General features: G+C 41.4%; 9 protein-coding genes and 1 other RNA gene. 8 read left to right on the forward strand and 2 right to left on the reverse strand.

What is annotated here, in order from left to right; all coding sequences use genetic code 11:
• The first annotated feature begins 100 nt into the window (after positions 1 to 100).
• Entirely contained in the window at positions 101 to 8,437 is an 8,337-nt protein-coding gene (locus D7D53_RS00670) for an SIALI-17 repeat-containing surface protein (RefSeq protein WP_120769807.1), read from the forward strand.
• A 166-nt stretch (positions 8,438 to 8,603) separates the two neighbouring features.
• Here D7D53_RS00670 and pbp1a read toward each other — a convergent pair whose 3' ends face one another.
• Both pbp1a and recU read right to left on the reverse strand, forming a co-directional pair.
• Complete coding sequence (gene pbp1a / locus D7D53_RS00675) at positions 8,604 to 10,793, reverse strand: penicillin-binding protein PBP1A (RefSeq protein ID WP_120769808.1); 2,190 nt, start codon at positions 10,791 to 10,793, stop codon at positions 8,604 to 8,606.
• Positions 10,790 to 11,386 (reverse strand): Holliday junction resolvase RecU, encoded by a 597-nt coding sequence (recU, locus tag D7D53_RS00680; RefSeq protein WP_084927851.1) that lies wholly within the window; start codon positions 11,384 to 11,386, stop codon positions 10,790 to 10,792. The genes pbp1a and recU overlap by 4 nt, the downstream gene beginning before the upstream one ends.
• 66 nt (positions 11,387 to 11,452) lie before the next feature.
• Between recU and D7D53_RS00685 the strand changes: the two genes are divergently transcribed.
• From D7D53_RS00685 to D7D53_RS00715, 7 genes are all read left to right on the forward strand, one after another.
• Positions 11,453 to 11,980, forward strand: coding sequence for an SLOG family protein (locus D7D53_RS00685; protein ID WP_084927850.1), 528 nt, complete (start codon positions 11,453 to 11,455; stop codon positions 11,978 to 11,980).
• Positions 11,981 to 12,052: 72 nt separating this feature from the next.
• Entirely contained in the window at positions 12,053 to 12,382 is a 330-nt protein-coding gene (gene gpsB, locus D7D53_RS00690; RefSeq protein WP_000146534.1) for a cell division regulator GpsB, read from the forward strand.
• A 20-nt stretch (positions 12,383 to 12,402) separates the two neighbouring features.
• An RNA gene (gene rnpB / locus D7D53_RS00695) (RNase P RNA component class B) lies at positions 12,403 to 12,784 on the forward strand.
• Positions 12,785 to 12,867: 83 nt separating this feature from the next.
• Positions 12,868 to 14,025: a THUMP domain-containing class I SAM-dependent RNA methyltransferase gene (locus D7D53_RS00700; protein WP_120769809.1), complete on the forward strand. Its 1,158-nt coding sequence runs from the start codon at positions 12,868 to 12,870 to the stop codon at positions 14,023 to 14,025.
• Positions 14,026 to 14,037: 12 nt separating this feature from the next.
• Entirely contained in the window at positions 14,038 to 15,420 is a 1,383-nt protein-coding gene (gene mapZ, locus D7D53_RS00705; RefSeq protein WP_120769810.1) for a cell division site-positioning protein MapZ, read from the forward strand.
• A gap of 75 nt (positions 15,421 to 15,495) precedes the next feature.
• The gene (gndA, locus tag D7D53_RS00710; RefSeq protein ID WP_000158778.1) at positions 15,496 to 16,920 is read left to right on the forward strand and encodes an NADP-dependent phosphogluconate dehydrogenase; all 1,425 of its coding nucleotides are present in this window, start codon (positions 15,496 to 15,498) and stop codon (positions 16,918 to 16,920) included.
• An 11-nt stretch (positions 16,921 to 16,931) separates the two neighbouring features.
• Positions 16,932 to 17,621: a response regulator transcription factor gene (locus D7D53_RS00715; protein WP_033686437.1), complete on the forward strand. Its 690-nt coding sequence runs from the start codon at positions 16,932 to 16,934 to the stop codon at positions 17,619 to 17,621.
• Positions 17,622 to 17,695: the final 74 nt, after the last annotated feature.

Here is a 17,695-nt window from a genome sequence, read left to right on the forward strand (position 1 = left end):
AGAAATAACTTAGTTGGAGAGAACCTCTAGGTTCTCTCCATTTTTAAATGGAAAATGAGACCGCTTACTGTAATAAGTGGGAGAAAGGAATAGGAGAAAGATGGATAGACATTTTTTTGAAAGACGCTGTCACTATAGTATTCGAAAATTTGCAATTGGTGCAGCCTCTGTAATGATCGGTGCTAGTATCTTTGGTGCAAATGTAGTGCAAGCTGCAGAGACAGTTGGAACACCTGAGAAAGAAGGAACAATTACACAAGCTCAACCACTAGACAAGTTGCCGGACGATTTAGCAGCTGCTTTAAAGAAAGCTGAATCAGAGGCAACGGCAGATGCAGGTCATGAAGAAAATCATGAAAATACTGCAGGAACAAGTCCTGCAGCAAGTGAAGAAACAAGCCCAGCAACAATTCCAACAGCTCCCAAACCAGCTGAGACTCTGAAGCCGGTTGAAACACCAAAAGCAGATTCTAAACCTGTAGAACCAGCTACACCTACAATCAAACCAGTTGAAAAGCAAATTGAAGATAGAGAAGATCGTAACCACTTAGAAGGTGTTACTGTTCAAGTAAACGACTCAGAAACTGGTACTCCTTATACTGCTGACAAGGCAGTGGACGGTAATCCTGATACTCGCTGGGCAACAAATCAAAATATTGACAAACCAACTTTCGAATTAACTCTTCCCAAGACTACACTTATTAGACATGTGGAAATTGATTGGGATCGCCGTGTCCGTAAGGGACAAAATGATCCAAATATCAAATCTTGGAGCCTCTACTATGCAGGTCAAGATGATGTAAATGCTAGTGGAGAAAAACAATGGAAGCTAGCTCATACCAAGACTGGAGAACCTGTTTTAGATGAGAAAGTTGACTTAGCCAATAGTATTCAAGCTAAATATCTCAAGTTAGAAATCAATGACTATCAAGCGGGCACAATGGGCTGGAGAAACGTTGGTATTCAAGAAATTCGAGCTTATTCGAATATCCCTGATCCAACTAAAGTGACAGATATTCGCCAAGTTACGGAATTGACAGTCGCTAAGGATGGACAATCTTTAGTACTTCCAACTTTACCAGGAAAAGTCAGTCTTATCGGTAGCAACAAACAAGGTGTGATTGACCTTCAAAATCACATTTATAAGCCTCTGACTGATCAACGCGTTAAGGTTATGGTAGAGCAAATTAAAGATTCACATACCTTTACTAAAGAATTTGAAGTAGTCATCAAGGGGCTACATCAGGACGAAGGTGTGGGTATCAAACCAAAAGTAGCACCAGCTGTTCAACAATGGTATGGAAAAGAAGGTCAATCTTCTATCACTTCAGATACAGTTCTTGCGACGGGGGATTCCGGCTTTGAACAAGCAGCAACCTTCTACCAGTCAGACCTTGCAAGTCGTGGATTGGAACTTGCGACAGGTGACAAGCAGGCTCAAAAACGAATTGAATTTAAAAAAGTTGAAAATAAGGGTTATGGTAAGGAAGGTTATGGAATCACTATCCAAGATGGTGTCATTACCATCGAAGCTGCAACAAACACAGGAGCCTTCTACGCCACTCGTACTCTTCTTCAAATGGGGGAAAGCAATTTCCAAAATGGAGAAATTCGTGATTTCCCAAGTTTCAGTCACCGTGGCTTTATGCTAGATACAGGTCGTAAATTTATTCCTTATGACACCCTTGTAGACATCATGCTCAATATGGCTTACTACAAGATGAACGACTTGCAGTTGCATCTCAACGATAACTATATCTTCCTAAAGGAACACTTGGCAGGTAAGAATCTAACACAAGAAGAAGAGCTTAAGTATGTTCTAGAACATGCTAAGACAGGTTTCCGTGTAGAGACAGATATTGTCGGTAAGAATGGTCAAAAATTAACATCAGACGAGCACTATACTAAAGAAGAGATGCAAAATCTGATTAAACTTGCTAAGGCCTTGCATATCAATCTAGTTCCAGAAATTGACACGCCAGGTCATGCTCTGTCATTTGTTAAAGTCCGTCCAGACCTCATGTATCAAGGTAGCCTGAGCGATTACAGAGGTAAACATAACGTAGAGCGCGTAGCCATGCTCGATCTAGATAATAAATACGATGAAACTCTGGCTTTTGTCAAATCAGTTTATGACAAACTTCTTGATGGTCCAGATGCACCACTTCATGGGGTATCTACTGTTCATATCGGAACGGATGAATACTACGGAAGTAGAGAAAGCTATCGTCGTTATGTCAATGATCTTATTAAATACATTAAAGGGAAAGGCTATACACCTCGTATTTGGGGATCGCTCAGTGCGAAACGAGGTAAAACAGCGGTTGATTGGAAAGATGTAGAAGTTGATATTTGGAGTATCGGTTGGCAGCAACCAAAAGAAGCTATTGCTCAGGGAGCTAAGATTATCAACATAACAGATATTCCAACTTATAGTGTACCAAATGGTGATAATCGTCAAACAGCTTATGGGGACTATGCTAACTATGAAACACAATACAATAGGTGGACACCAAATGATTTCCGAACAGGTCATGGTCCACTTCTAGAAGCATCAAATCCAAATGTAATTGGTGGTGGCCACGCAGTTTGGAATGACAATATTGATCTTCATGAGACAGGTTTGACATCTTATGATATCTTTAAACGCTTCTTTAAGAGCATGCAAACAACTGCAGAGCGCACTTGGGGATCTGACCGTGCGGCTGCGACCTTTGCAGAACGTACCCTACCAACGAGCCCTTATGCGCCACAGTCAAATCCTGAAAAAGAGATTGATCAAAGTGATTTGTTTACCATCAATCCTGAAACAGTGAAGAACTATGCAAGCAAGAAGGTGAAGACAAGCGAGCAAGGATTGGCTTTTGAGAAAGATAGCAGTATTGAAGGCCTGGCAGGTGATGTTGGTCCAAGTCATGTCTTGAAGTTTGATGTAACTGTCACTGGAGACGGTGAACAAACCTTCTCAACAAGTGGAGACAACCGTATCTATCTAGCTGATAAAGACGGCTATCTTGCTTATCAATTTGAACAGTTCCATATCCAGTTCAAGAAAAAACTTGAAAAGAACAAACGTTATCAAATCTCTATCGTGACCAAACCACAATCAACGGAATTCTATGTGGATGGTGAGAAGATTGAACGTATCGCAAATCCAGCTCACCCTCGCTTTGCTCACAATAGCTTGGTTCTACCGCTTGAAAGCATCGGTGGGTTCAAAGGAATTTTACATAGTGCAGAGCTGTCAGATAAACCATTTGTAAATCCTCGTTTGATTCCAACAGATCATTTCACAGTTTCTGCAACTAGTCAAGAAACACCAGGAACAGCGACTGAAGGAGTTGTTGAAAAAGCCTTTGACAATGATCCAAATACCTTCTGGCATACTAAATGGACTGGTGATACTGCTCCGTACACTCTTTCTATGACCTTGAAAGAAGCAGAAAAAGTCAATGGTTTGACTTATCTCCCACGTCCAGGTGGTGGAAATGGAGTCGTGACTCGCTACGAAATCTACGCACAAAAAGATGGTAAAATGGTCAAGGTTTCAGAAGGAAACTGGGACAACAACGCTCAAGAAAAAACAGTCAACTTTACGGCGGTTCATACCAACAAGATTGAGTTGAAAGTTCTATCAGGAGTTGGGGGCTTTGCAAGTGCAGCTGAAGTTCATCTATTGAAGCCTATCAAAGAGGAACAAGAAACACCAGAACCAGAACAACCATCTACACCTGAAACTCCAAAAGTCGAGCAAACAGGTGATGGAACAGTTGAACTAGCGGATCAATTCACAGCAAGCAAACCAGCTAGAGAAGACAGCATTGTGGCTGCCAGCAAGAGCGCAGACTATCTCAAGAAAGAGTACAAGGTTTTCCCAACTCCACAAAAAGTGACTTATGGAGAAGGAGTAACAGCTCTTCGTAAGCAAGTCAATCTGGTAATGGGAGATCAACTCGATATCTATACTCGTAATCGCTTGAAGAGTGTTTTGCAGGACAATCAAGTATCCTACACTACTAGTAAATCAGCAATTGCTGGCGCAACTAATATCTATCTTGGAGTACATGGACGAGGAACACAAGCAGAACAAAACTTATCTAACGTTTCAGCAGGTCTCTTTGATAAGATTGATGCCTATGCTCTGACCATCAAGGACAACTCAATTTCCATCGTCGGAAAAGACACAGATGCGGTCTTCTATGGTTTGACAACCTTGAAACATATGCTCAAGGAAAGTCAAGTTCCAGTTCTTCGCAATGTGACAGTGGAAGATTACGCTGAAATCAAGAATCGTGGTTTCATCGAAGGTTACTATGGAAATCCATGGTCTAATGCAGATCGTGCTGAACTCATGCGTTTTGGTGGCGATTTGAAATTGACCCAATACTTCTTCGCACCAAAAGATGATCCATATCACAACAAGAAATGGCGTGAACTTTACCCAGAAGAAAAACTAGCTGAAATTCGTGAACTTGCTCGCGTCGGAAATCAAAGTAAAACTCGCTATGTTTGGACCATTCATCCATTCATGAACAACCGTATCCGATTTGGTAATGAAGCGCATTACCAAGAAGACTTGGCAACCATCAAGGCTAAATTTACTCAGTTGATGAAAGTGGGTGTCCGTGAATTTGGTATTCTAGCCGATGATGCACCAAGCCCAGTTGGAGGCTACAATAGCTACAACCGCTTGATGCAGGATATGACCAACTGGTTGACAGAAATGCAAGGAACTTATAGCGGTCTTCGCAAAGAAATGATCTTTGTTCCAGGTCAGTATTGGGGTAATGGGCGTGAAGCAGAGTTGAAATCTTTAAATGAAAATCTCCCAAGTTCAACCTCTATGACCTTGACGGGTGGTAAGATTTGGGGTGAAGTTTCTGAAAGCTTCCTCTCAACTCTCAAGAACAATCTAACTGCAGGTGGTAAGACTTATCGTCCAGTATCACTTTGGGTGAACTGGCCGGTTACAGATAATTCTAAACAACACTTGATTCTAGGTGGTGGTGAGAAATTCCTTCATCCGAATGTAGATCCAAGCTTGCTATCCGGTATCATGTTGAACCCAATGCAACAGTCTGAACCATCTAAGATTGCCCTCTTTGCTGGAGCTCAGTATACATGGAAACAGTGGAAATCAGAAGAAGAAGCTAAGAAACTCAATGACATTGCCTTCAACTTTGTTGAAAATGGTCATTTTGAAGATAGCAAGGTGTCAGCAGCCTTCCGCGAACTCGGTAAGCATATGATCAACCAAAACATGGATGGTCGTGTCGTTAAACTTGAAGAATCAGTTGAATTGGCTCCAAAATTAACAGACTTCATGACTAAGCTCAAAGCAGGTCAGGATGTAACTGCAGAACGTGCAACTTTGCGTGCAGAATTTGCCAAGATTAAAGAAGCGGCTGAACTTTATAAAGCATCAGGTGATCAAAAGATGGTTGCACAGATCCACTATTGGTTGGATAATGCAATCGACCAAATGAATGCCCTTGATGCCTTCCTAACAGGAACAGAGGCTATGGCTACAAATGATGCAGCCAAACTTTGGGATAGCTACTATAAAGGTTTGAAATTGTACGAACAGTCTCAAACTCATACCTTCCATTATGTAGACCATCTTGAAAAGGCTGAATTGGGTGTTCAACATATCCGTCCATTTATCCTATCTTTGAAAGAAGTTCTAGCGTCTGAAGTTCAAAAAGTCTTGTATCCAGATCAAATTATCAGCACCTTTATTACCAATCGAACAGGTGTAGAAGGTGGTTTGGCAGAAGTAACGGACGGTGACTTGGCAACTCATGCCTTGATTAAATCACCAAATAGTATCAAGACAGGTGATTATATCGGTATGAAATTTAACAAACCGGTAGATATCCAAACCTTGACCTTTGCTATGGGAACTCAGGCAAATCCACATGATACCTTTAGCAAGGCTGAAGTGCAGTATTTGGATGAAAATGATAACTGGGTAACCTTGAAAGAGCCAAGCTATGTCGGAAATGAATCTCTTCTTAAATTTGAGAATCTCCATATTAAGGCTAAGGCAGTTCGTATGGTTGCGACAGAAGATCGTGATGACACCTGGTTTGCAGTTCGCGAGATTGCAGTAAATCGTCCAGTAGAGAACGCTCGTAAACAACAAACTGCTACAATTAGCCTTAGCTCAAATCTAGTTTATAAATTGAGAACATCAGCAAGTCAAATTACTGATGGTAAAGATAATACAGAAGCTATGATGGCAAATGCTGACGGCAGCAATACGACTCCAGTAGATGCCTGGGCACAACTTGACCTAGGTGAAGTCAAGTCAGTTACTAAAGTTCGTCTTCGCCAAGGAACTGGCGATAAACTTACCGCAGGTGTACTTGAGTACTCTACAGATGGATCTGCATGGCAAGAGTTAGATCGCCTATCAGGAGAACAAACTAAGGAAGTGACTAGAGCTATCAATGCTCGTTACATCCGAGTACGTAATACCAAGGCAAGTGACCTTTGGTGGCGTATCCAAGACTTCTCTGTTGAGACACGTTCTGGAAATAGCGACTTAACAGACACCAACGTGGATGCCTTGAAGGAAACACCAGTAGTGGATAGCTTGGGCAGTTACGAACTTCAAATTCCAGCTGGAACCAAACTTCCTGCGAATAGCTATCTAGGTATGAAACTTGATCGAATCCATCAAGTCAAGAGCATCCAGCTCCAAGGCCAGGCCAACCCAGCCCTCAGTCTAGAGTACTCTGTAAATGCGCAAGAATGGACACCAGCTAGTCAGCTGACAGACAGATCTGTCGCAACCCACTTGGTACGTTATGTTCGTCTGGTTAATAAAACAGACCAAGAACAGGCTGTTCCATCTACTTCTCTTCTAGTAACTACCAAAGAAGTCCAACCAACAACACTAGAATCAACAACTATGGGTATTCATCCAACATACGGAAGCAATGATGTTCGTAAGATTAATAACCTCGATCAATTGTTTGATGGTGTGTACAACAACTTCGTTGAGTTTTCAGACTATGCCCATAAAGATGGACATGTAACCTTGAAACTTGGTAGCGAACGCACTATCAAGAAGATCAGAGCCTACATCCAAGACGGAACTCAAAACTATCTTCGTGATGGTAAAATCCAAGTCAGCCAAGACGGTAAAACTTGGACAGATGTTGTGACAGTGGGAGATGGTGTAGCCAATAGTACACACGATGATTCATTGACAGATGGTTGGACACATGATTCTAAGATGCCAGGAAATCGTTACATCGAGGGTGAATTGACAACACCAGTCAAAGCTAATTATCTTCGTGTCCTCTATACAGCTGACTATGATGCTCGTTTTGTAGGATTTACAGAATTGGTGATCAATGATGGCGAATTTGTCAAATCAATCAATGATCCAACTGTAGAAGGAAACGGTGGCGAAAGCCGAGGCAACTTCTATACTAATCTCGTAGATGGAAAAGTTTTGACTAGCTACAAGGCGGAAAATGATAAGGGTGAAATGGTTTATCACTTGTCAGAACCAACCAATGCCAACCATCTACGCCTTGTTTCAAGCCTTCCTGAAGGAGCGAAAGCACGAGTTCAAGCGAGAACACTTAAGGATGGACAAGAAAATTGGATAGATCTTGGTGCCATTACATCTAATCTCCAAACCTTTGCTATCCGAAATGGTGGTTCTCTTCTAGATGTTAAACTGGTCTGGGAAGGTGGCAAGGCTGAGTTTTATGAATTGGCGAGCTTCTATCAAGAATTGACGGAAGAACCTGTTCAATCGAGCAAGGGTGAAGAACCAGCACCAGTGCTTGAGGTACCTGAATTTACAGGTGGTGTGAATGCAGTTGAAGCCTTGGTACATGAGCTTCCAGCCTACACAGGTCCATTGTCAACCGTAGGTGACCAAGCTGCACCGACAGTAGAGAAACCAGAGTTTCAGGGTGGTGTGAATGCAGTTGAAGCTTTGGTACATGAGCTACCAGCTTATACAGGCCCATTGTCAACCGTAGGTGACCAAGCCGCTCCAACAGTAGAGAAACCAGAGTTCAAGGGTGGAGTCAACTCCGTTATGGCCTTGAAACACGAACTACCAGAGTACACAGGTCCATTGTCAACCGTAGGCGATCAACCAGCTCCGACAGTAGAGAAACCAGAGTTCCAGGGTGGAGTTAACTCCGTTATGGCCTTGAAACATGAGCTACCAGCCTACACAGGCCCATTGTCAACCGCAGGTGACCAACCAGCTCCGACAGTAGAAAAACCAGAATTTAAGCTAAGTTCGTTAGAAAAATCTCAGACTCCAGAAGCACCAGTTCAAGTTGCCAAGGAAGACAAGAGATTGCCAGAGACTGGTGAAAAACAGTCAGAAACAGCTATTTTCTTGGCAAGCGTTGGACTAGTCTTATCTGCTATCTTTGTAGCAAAAAGCAAAAAAGATTAGTTGTGTATGACAATTAAACTCTTTCTTAATAGTATTCTAAACCAGTGGAGTGTATAGAACAAAAAACCTGAGAAGTACAATTGGCCTTCTCAGGTTTTTATTATCTAATTATTGATTTAACAAAGAAAAGATTGAAAAACCACCCAATTTTTGGGTGGTTAGTAATTTATTGTTGCGCTGGTTGAGGATTTTGGTTAGGCTGACCTTGATTGGTACTTGGTTGTTGTGTTACTGTATTCTCATTGGTTCCAGCATTGGGAGTAGCTGTATTTGCATTTGGATTTGTGTTTGTGTTTGGTGTCGTTACACTTGACTGAGAGGTTGAAGTCTCTGGAGTCTGGCTCGCAGGAGCAGATGTAGAACTTTGTTGAGTAGCAGGAGCAGTCCATGTAGGACGAGCTCCATTCTTAAAGACATATTCTCCACTCCTATATAAGCCCTCAGGCATATTCCAATCTCCTGGGTGGTCATCTTCTGATAGGTAAGTCATCATTGAACGATAGACTGCAGAAGCAACTGTGAACCCATTGCCGATGACTGGAGTAAGACGATTTGAGTAACCTGTCCATACGGCCATCGAATATTTACGAGTATAGCCGACAAACATTTCATCCGGTGCAACAAGTTGACTTGATTTAATATGATTTTCGATTTCTTCATCTGAATAGTTAGAGGTACCTGTCTTACCGGCTTGAGGGAGCCATGAAATATAGGCATTAAAACCAGTTCCAGAGGTCAAGACTGTTTTCATCATTTCTGTCATCATGTAAGCAGTGGTCTCTTTCATAGCTCTGGTACCAGGGTCAGAAAATTCTTTTTCGCTACCATCACTAAAGACAACTTTATTAATGTACATCGGTTTGTGATAGATACCACCATTGGCAAATGCAGCATAAGCAACAGCCATTTTTTCACTACTTGCGCCGTATTGTTTATTAGACTCAGTTGTGTTACTTGATATGGCGTTAGAATAATGCATATCTGGATAGTCAATTCCTAAACCATTTAAGAAGGTTTTTGCACGGTTTAATCCAACTTTGTTGAGTGTTTCTACAGCAGGAACATTGCGAGATTGCTGTAGTGCATATTGCAGGGTGATATTACCGAAGTATCCTCTATCCCAGTTGTAGACAGGGGTATTTGTTCCAGGATAATTATACGGAATATCGCGTACAATGGTAGCGGTTGAGTCATAGATATCAAATTCCAAAGCAGGAGCATAATCAGTGATGGGTTTCATTGTTGATCCCCAGTCGCGATTGGTCTCCACAGCCTGGTTGGTGCCGAATGAAACATTGCTTGCTTGATGACGAGCACCAAGTTGTGCAATAACGTTACCATTAGATACATCCACAATAGTCGAAGCTACTTGCATGTCATCATCAGGATAAGTGACATATTGGTCGGTGTTATAAACATCCCAGAGTCGTTGTTGGATATCTTTGTCGACATTAGTATAGACTTCCATACCTGTGGTAAGAAGGTTGTAGCCCGTTTCTTGTTCGACTTGGTCGATTACTTCTTTGAGATAGTTGTCCATATAGGCAGGGTAACTATTGGCTGACTTCAAGCTTTGAAGTCCATCAGTGATAGGCGTATTAATAGCTTTTTCGTAATCTTCTGCACTGATATATTTCTGTCCCTTCATTTCTGAAAGTACTAAGTTCCGACGCTCTAGAGCAGCTTCTGGGTGGGAATATGGATCATATTGGTTTGGTGCTTGAGGCATTCCGGCTAGGAGTGCTAACTGTGGTAAGCTTAAATCCTTCAAGTCTTTTCCATAGTAATTTTCGGCTGCGGTTTGCATTCCATAGTTACCGTTAGACATGTAGACTTTGTTGATGTAGTAGGTCAGGATTTCTTGCTTGGTTGCTTTTTGTTCTAGTTGAACGGCCAGCCAAGCTTCTTGGGCTTTACGTGACAAAGTTTGATCAGCAGTTGAAGTAGAGAAATAAGTTAATTTAATCAATTGCTGAGTCAAGGTCGAAGCCCCTTGTAGCCCTCCTTTCCCTTGGAGGTTTCTCAATGCTGCCCCCATGATACGAATGGTATCAACACCTCTATGATCAAAGAAACGGTGGTCTTCGATAGATACGATAGCCTTGACCAAATCCGTAGGGATTTCATTGGATTGAGCATTTACACGACGTTCAGATCCCAAGTCAGCAATCAGTTCGTTTTTATTGTCATAAATCTTGCTAGAGGTTGTCGCAACTAATTTACTTTCAGATAAGGCTGGGGCCTTGCTAACAAAGTAGAGGAAAAGACCTCCACCTAATAGAAATAGTGCGATAAATAAGGTGAGGAATGTAATTCCAATATACTTTAAGAACCGCAGAATAGTTTGTTTATTCATCTTGTTTTACCACCTAGTAAATGTTCTTTGATAATATCGAGATAGGGAATTTGAGGGAAAGCTCCTTGCTCAACCAAATATCCATATTCTTGAATATATCCAAGTGGCATTGATTTCTGCCCCTTATCTTGATGATAAAAGCGAATTAAATCAAGTGCCGGCAACAAATAAGTTTCTTGTTGAGAAGAAAAATGAAGCAGTACGAAGCAAATGCCCTGCTGTTCTAGAACTTGTTCCATATGTTGAATCTGGTGAAGATGGAAGTTCTTCATTGGGATAGCATTCTTTTGTCGCGTTTCTTTAGCTTCAAAGTCAATGTAATATCCTCTATACACGCCAGAGTAATCTGTTGTGGAAGCTTGTCTAAAATAGGCTTCTACAATTTTGGCCCGACTACGTTGAGGATAGTCTACTCGAACGATCTGAACAGGCGTTGGCTTTTTATGGATAACTGCCATGCCATGCGTTAGATAGTAGTCGTTGGTAGCGTTAATCATCTTTTCAAAAGTCATTCCTCGATTTGCGAAATTTTTTGGTTGAGAAATGGATGTTTGGCTTTTTTTCGATGAAATTTTATGAGGATAGTTGACCATATTTCTCCTTATTGGTACAATAACATCACTCTATTATACCATAAAAATATAAAGAAAGGTGTAAAAATGACTACAGCTTTAATTATGGGATATTCTAATTTTGACTTGGGTTTGTTTAATGAAAAAGATATCAGATTAAAAATCATAAAGAAAGCCATTCGCCGTGATTTAGAAAGTTTAGCAGAAGAAGGGATTAAATGGCTGGTCTTTACAGGAAACTTGGGATTTGAATCCTGGGTGCTAGATGTCGCAAATGAAATGAAAGAAGAATATGATTTCAGCCTAGCGACCATTTTTGATTTTGAAACACACGGGGAAAATTGGAATGAAGCGAATCAGCTTAAACTTAACCAATTTAAGCAGGTCGATTTTGTCAAATATGCCTATCCTAAATATGAACACATGGGGCAACTACGAGACTACCAACGATTTTTGCTGGAAAATACTGACTTAGCTTATTTTTTCCATGACCCAGAAAATGAGACCAAATTAAAATTTATGGACAATTTGATGAAAAACCAGGCAGGTTATCGCATAAAAAGGTTAACGTTTGAAGACTTAAATGAGCTAGCAGAAAATTTTTCTGAAAAGTAAGGCTTTGACCTTGATTTTTGTATGCCTTTTTTTATATAATAATACTATTAGAAACCGAGAATGGAGAGAGAGATGGCAAGTATTATTTTTTCAGCGAAAGATATTTTCGAGCAAGAGTTTGGACGTGAAGTCCGTGGATATAGTAAGGTTGAAGTTGATGAATTTTTGGACGATGTCATCAAGGACTACGAAACTTATGCTGCCCTAGTCAAGTCTCTCCGTCAAGAAATTGCAGAGTTGAAGGAAGAATTGTCTCGCAAACCTGAATCTGCACCGGTTCAAGCAGAACCTCTTGAAATGACAGCTACAACTTCTATGACGAATTTTGATATTTTGAAACGTCTAAATCGTCTTGAGAAAGAAGTATTTGGTAAACAAATTTTGGATAACTCTGATTTATAAGAGCTTATTTGAAAAGTGCAATTTTTGGATAATCGCGTGAGGAGAATTTCTTTTCATGAGGAAAGTCCATGCTAGCACAGGCTGTGATGCCTGTAGTGTTTGTGCTAGGCGAAACCATAAGCCTAGGGACGAGAGATCGTTACGGCAGTCGAAATGGCTAAGTCCTTGGATAGGTCGGAGTAGGCTTGAAAGTGCCACAGTGACGGAGTCTTTCTGGAAACGGAGAGAGTGGAACGCGGTAAACCCCTCAAGCTAGCAACCCAAATTTCGGTCGGGGCATGGAGTACGCGGAAACGAACGTAGTACTCTGACTGCTATCAGCTGTAGGCTGTTAGTGGTAGACAGATGATTATCGAAGGGAGTGGTCCTAGTCACTTCTGGAACAAAACATGGCTTATAGAAAATTGCATATAGGTTGGGGCTGAGAAATTTTCTCAACCTCATTTTTTAAAGTGGACATATAGAAAGGTCTTATAAGACTGAAGATGAAAAAAGAATTTAATTTAATCGCGACTGCGGCAGCTGGTCTTGAGGCTGTTGTGGGACGAGAAGTGCGAGAGTTGGGCTACGATTGTCAGGTTGAAAATGGGCGTGTTCGTTTTCAAGGAGACGCGAGAGCCATCATCGAAACCAACCTCTGGCTCCGTGCGGCAGACCGTATTAAGATCATCGTAGGAACTTTCCCAGCTAAGACTTTTGAGGAGCTGTTTCAGGGAGTTTTTGCTCTAGATTGGGAAAATTATTTACCACTTGGAGCTCGATTTCCGATTGCCAAAGCTAAATGTGTGAAATCTAAACTACACAATGAACCCAGTGTTCAGGCTATTTCAAAGAAGGCTGTTGTTAAAAAGTTGCAAAAACACTATGCCCGTCCAGAAGGTGTTCCTCTTATGGAGAATGGTCCTGAGTTTAAGATTGAGGTTTCTATTCTGAAAGACATAGCAACTGTCATGATTGATACGACAGGCTCCAGTCTCTTTAAACGTGGCTATCGTACCGAAAAGGGTGGGGCTCCTATCAAGGAAAACATGGCAGCAGCTATTTTGCAACTCTCTAACTGGTATCCAGACAAGCCCTTGATTGATCCGACCTGTGGTTCAGGAACTTTCTGTATCGAGGCAGTTATGATTGCTAGAAAGATGGCTCCTGGTCTTCGTCGCTCCTTTGCCTTTGAGGAGTGGAACTGGATTAGTGATCGTTTGATTCAAGAAGCGCGTACAGAAGCGGCTAAGAAAGTGGATCGTGAGCTTGAGCTAGATATCATGGGCTGTGATATCGATGCACGTATGGTGGAAATTGCTAAGGCCAATGCTCAGGCAGCAGGGGTTGCAGGAGATATTACCTTTAAGCAGATGCGCGTGCAGGATTTGCGTTCCGATAAAATCAATGGAGTGATTATCTCTAACCCACCTTATGGGGAACGCTTGTCAGATGATGCAGGAGTTACCAAACTCTATGCTGAGATGGGGCAAGTATTTGCACCGCTGAAAACGTGGAGCAAATTTATCCTAACTAGTGATGAAGCCTTTGAGACCAAGTACGGCAGTCAGGCGGACAAGAAGCGCAAGTTGTACAATGGAACTTTAAAAGTTGATTTGTATCAATATTTCGGTCAGCGTGTTAAACGTCAGGAAGTAAAGTAGGAAGGAAAACTCATGAGTAAGAAAAGACATGATCGTCATATAACAGAACATCAAGAAGCGCAATTTGATTTTGATGATGCCAAAGAGCTAACGGTTGGAGAAGCCATGCTAAAAAATGAAGAGGTGGAAGCAGGTGTATTGCCTGGAGATTCTATCTTGGACAAGTATGTGAAACAACATAAAGATGAAATTGAGGCAGATAAGTTTGAAACGCGTCAGTTTAGCAAGGATGATTTAGTTGAAAAAGAAGGGATAGAAGAGATAGAGGAGACTCAGACTCTGGATAATTTACTTCAAGAGCTTCGTGAGGAAACAGGAGTAACTTCTCCAGCTTCAGAAGATGAATTGAGTCAGTTTGATGATTTAGAATTAACACGAGTTTCAGAAACTCCTCTTGTTGAAGCCTCTGAGACTGAAGATATTCCAACACTTTATCGAGTCACAGATAGTGAAGATGGAAAAAGTAAGAAGAAATGGGCGCTTTACGGTATTCTAGCAGCCTTAGTGGTTCTTATCCTTGGAACTGGTTATTATGTTTATCGTCAAGTGGCTCGTTCGACCAAGGAAATCCAAACTTCTCAATCAACTACAAACACGCAGTCAGATGTGGAAGAATTCAATAATTTATATGATGCCTTCTATACAGATAGCAACAAAACGGCTTTGAAGAATAGCCAGTTTGATAAACTGAGTCAACTTAAAACCTTGCTTGATAAGCTAGAAGGTAGTCGTGAATATACGCTTGCAAAATCTAAGTATGATAGTCTAGCAACTCAAATCAAGGCCATTCAAGATGTCAATACTCAATTTGATAAGCCAGCTATTGTAGATGGAGTTTTGGACACTAACGCTAAAGCTAAATCAGATGCTAAATTTACAGATATTAAAACTGGAAATACGGAGATTGATAAAGTGCTAGATAAGGCTATCAGTCTAGGTAAGAGTCAACAAACAGCTCCTTCAAGTTCAAGCTCAAGTCAAGAAAGTTCAAGTTCATCAACAGAGAGGGCTACAGACAACACAAGTCCATCTTCAAGCGTCTCATCAAACAATTCAGTTTCTGTACGTGATGATAGCCATGGCGGTTTATCAAGTTCTGGAGTTGACCTCCAGAGAGCTTCGAGTCGTGTGCCGTTCAATCAATCAGCTGTTGATGATAGCAATAATTCTGCCTGGGATTTCGCGGATGGTGTCTTGGAAAAAATCCTAGCAACTTCACGCTCACGTGGTTATATCACTGGTAACCAATACATCCTTGAACGTGTCAATATCGTTAATGGCAATGGTTATTACAACCTCTACAAGCCAGATGGAACCTATCTCTTTACCCTTAACTGTAAGACAGGATACTTTGTTGGAAATGGTTCTGGACATGCGGATGACTTGGACTACTAAGCAGTCGTTACAAAATTCTTTCTTTTCAAAAGTAAAAATGATAAAATAAAACAAATTAAACAAGAGGAGTGTCAAATGACAAAAGCTAACTTTGGTGTTGTTGGTATGGCCGTAATGGGTCGTAACCTTGCCCTTAATATTGAATCTCGTGGTTACACAGTTGCTATTTACAACCGTAGTAAAGAAAAAACTGAAGATGTAATTGCTTGCCATCCTGAAAAGAACTTTGTACCAAGCTATGACGTTGAAAGTTTTGTAAACTCAATCGAAAAACCTCGTCGTATCATGCTTATGGTTCAAGCTGGACCTGGTACGGATGCTACTATCCAAGCCCTTCTTCCACACCTTGACAAAGGTGATATCTTGATTGACGGAGGAAACACTTTCTACAAAGATACAATCCGTCGTAACGAAGAATTGGCAAACTCAGGTATCAACTTTATCGGTACTGGGGTTTCTGGTGGTGAAAAAGGTGCCCTTGAAGGTCCTTCTATCATGCCTGGTGGTCAAAAAGAGGCCTACGAATTGGTTGCAGATGTTCTTGAAGAAATCTCAGCTAAAGCACCAGAAGATGGCAAACCATGTGTGACTTACATCGGTCCTGATGGAGCTGGTCACTATGTGAAAATGGTTCACAACGGTATCGAGTACGGTGATATGCAATTGATCGCAGAAAGCTATGACTTGATGCAACACCTGCTAGGTCTTTCTGCAGAAGATATGGCTGAAATCTTTACTGAGTGGAACAAGGGTGAATTGGACAGCTACTTGATCGAAATCACAGCTGATATCTTGAGCCGTAAAGATGATGAAGGTCAAGATGGACCAATCGTAGACTACATTCTTGATGCCGCAGGTAACAAGGGAACTGGTAAATGGACTAGCCAATCATCTCTTGACCTTGGTGTACCATTGTCACTCATCACTGAGTCAGTATTTGCACGTTACATTTCAACTTACAAAGAAGAACGTGTACATGCTAGCAAGGTTCTTCCAAAACCAGCTGCCTTCAAATTTGAAGGAGACAAGGCTGAGTTGATTGAAAAAATCCGTCAAGCCCTTTACTTTTCAAAAATCATTTCATACGCACAAGGTTTTGCGCAATTGCGTGTAGCTTCTAAAGAAAACAACTGGAATTTGCCATTTGCAGACATCGCATCTATCTGGCGTGATGGCTGTATCATCCGTTCTCGTTTCTTGCAAAAGATTACAGATGCTTACAACCGTGATGCAGACCTTGCCAACCTTCTTTTGGATGAGTACTTCCTAGATGTTACTGCTAAGTATCAACAAGCAGTGCGTGATATCGTAGCTCTTGCCGTTCAAGCTGGTGTGCCAGTGCCAACTTTCTCAGCAGCTATTACTTACTTTGATAGCTACCGTTCAGCTGACCTTCCAGCTAACTTGATCCAAGCGCAACGTGACTACTTTGGTGCTCACACTTACCAACGTAAAGACAAAGAAGGAACCTTCCACTACTCTTGGTATGACGAAAAATAAGTAGGTCTGCCATGGGGAAACGGATTTTATTACTTGAGAAAGAAAGAAATCTAGCTCATTTTTTAAGTTTGGAACTCCAAAAAGAGCAATACCGAGTTGATCAGGTTGAGGAGGGGCAAAAAGCCCTCTCCATGGCTCTTCAGACAGACTATGACTTGATTTTATTGAATGCTCGTCTGGGGGATATGACAGCCCAGGATTTTGCAGATAAGCTCAGTCGGACTAAGCCAGCCTCAGTTATCATGGTCTTGGACCATCGTGAAGAATTGCAAGATCAGATTGAAACAATCCAACGCTTTGCCGTTTCTTACATCTATAAGCCGGTTATTATTGACAATTTGGTGGCTCGTATTTCAGCGATTTTCCGAGGTCGGGACTTTATCGACCAACACTGTAGTCAGATGAAGGTTCCAACGTCTTACCGCAATCTGCGTATGGATGTAGAACATCATACCGTTTATCGTGGCGAGGAGATGATTGCTTTGACTCGTCGTGAGTATGACCTCTTGGCTACTCTTATGGGAAGCAAGAAAGTTCTGACTCGTGAGCAGTTGTTGGAAAGTGTCTGGAAGTATGAAAGTGCGACCGAAACAAATATCGTGGATGTCTATATTCGTTATCTACGTAGCAAGCTTGATGTAAAAGGTCAAAAAAGCTACATTAAAACAGTTCGTGGTGTTGGTTACACCATGCAAGAATAGAAAAGCAGTTGCAGTTTTGTAACTGCTTTTTTTGAAGGGTTTTCTATATATTGACATGCAGTTTGCTCTTTGCT

The sequence above is a fragment of the Streptococcus gwangjuense genome (assembly GCF_003627155.1).
GTDB lineage: Bacteria > Bacillota > Bacilli > Lactobacillales > Streptococcaceae > Streptococcus > Streptococcus gwangjuensis.

Coding starts and splice junctions, on each gene's coding strand:
- D7D53_RS00670 (WP_120769807.1), top strand. CDS start 101: ATGGATAGACATTTTTTTGAAAGACGCTGTCACTATAGTATTCGAAAA.
- pbp1a (WP_120769808.1), bottom strand. CDS start 10,793: ATGAATAAACAAACTATTCTGCGGTTCTTAAAGTATATTGGAATTACA.
- recU (WP_084927851.1), bottom strand. CDS start 11,386: ATGGTCAACTATCCTCATAAAATTTCATCGAAAAAAAGCCAAACATCC.
- D7D53_RS00685 (WP_084927850.1), top strand. CDS start 11,453: ATGACTACAGCTTTAATTATGGGATATTCTAATTTTGACTTGGGTTTG.
- gpsB (WP_000146534.1), top strand. CDS start 12,053: ATGGCAAGTATTATTTTTTCAGCGAAAGATATTTTCGAGCAAGAGTTT.
- D7D53_RS00700 (WP_120769809.1), top strand. CDS start 12,868: ATGAAAAAAGAATTTAATTTAATCGCGACTGCGGCAGCTGGTCTTGAG.
- mapZ (WP_120769810.1), top strand. CDS start 14,038: ATGAGTAAGAAAAGACATGATCGTCATATAACAGAACATCAAGAAGCG.
- gndA (WP_000158778.1), top strand. CDS start 15,496: ATGACAAAAGCTAACTTTGGTGTTGTTGGTATGGCCGTAATGGGTCGT.
- D7D53_RS00715 (WP_033686437.1), top strand. CDS start 16,932: ATGGGGAAACGGATTTTATTACTTGAGAAAGAAAGAAATCTAGCTCAT.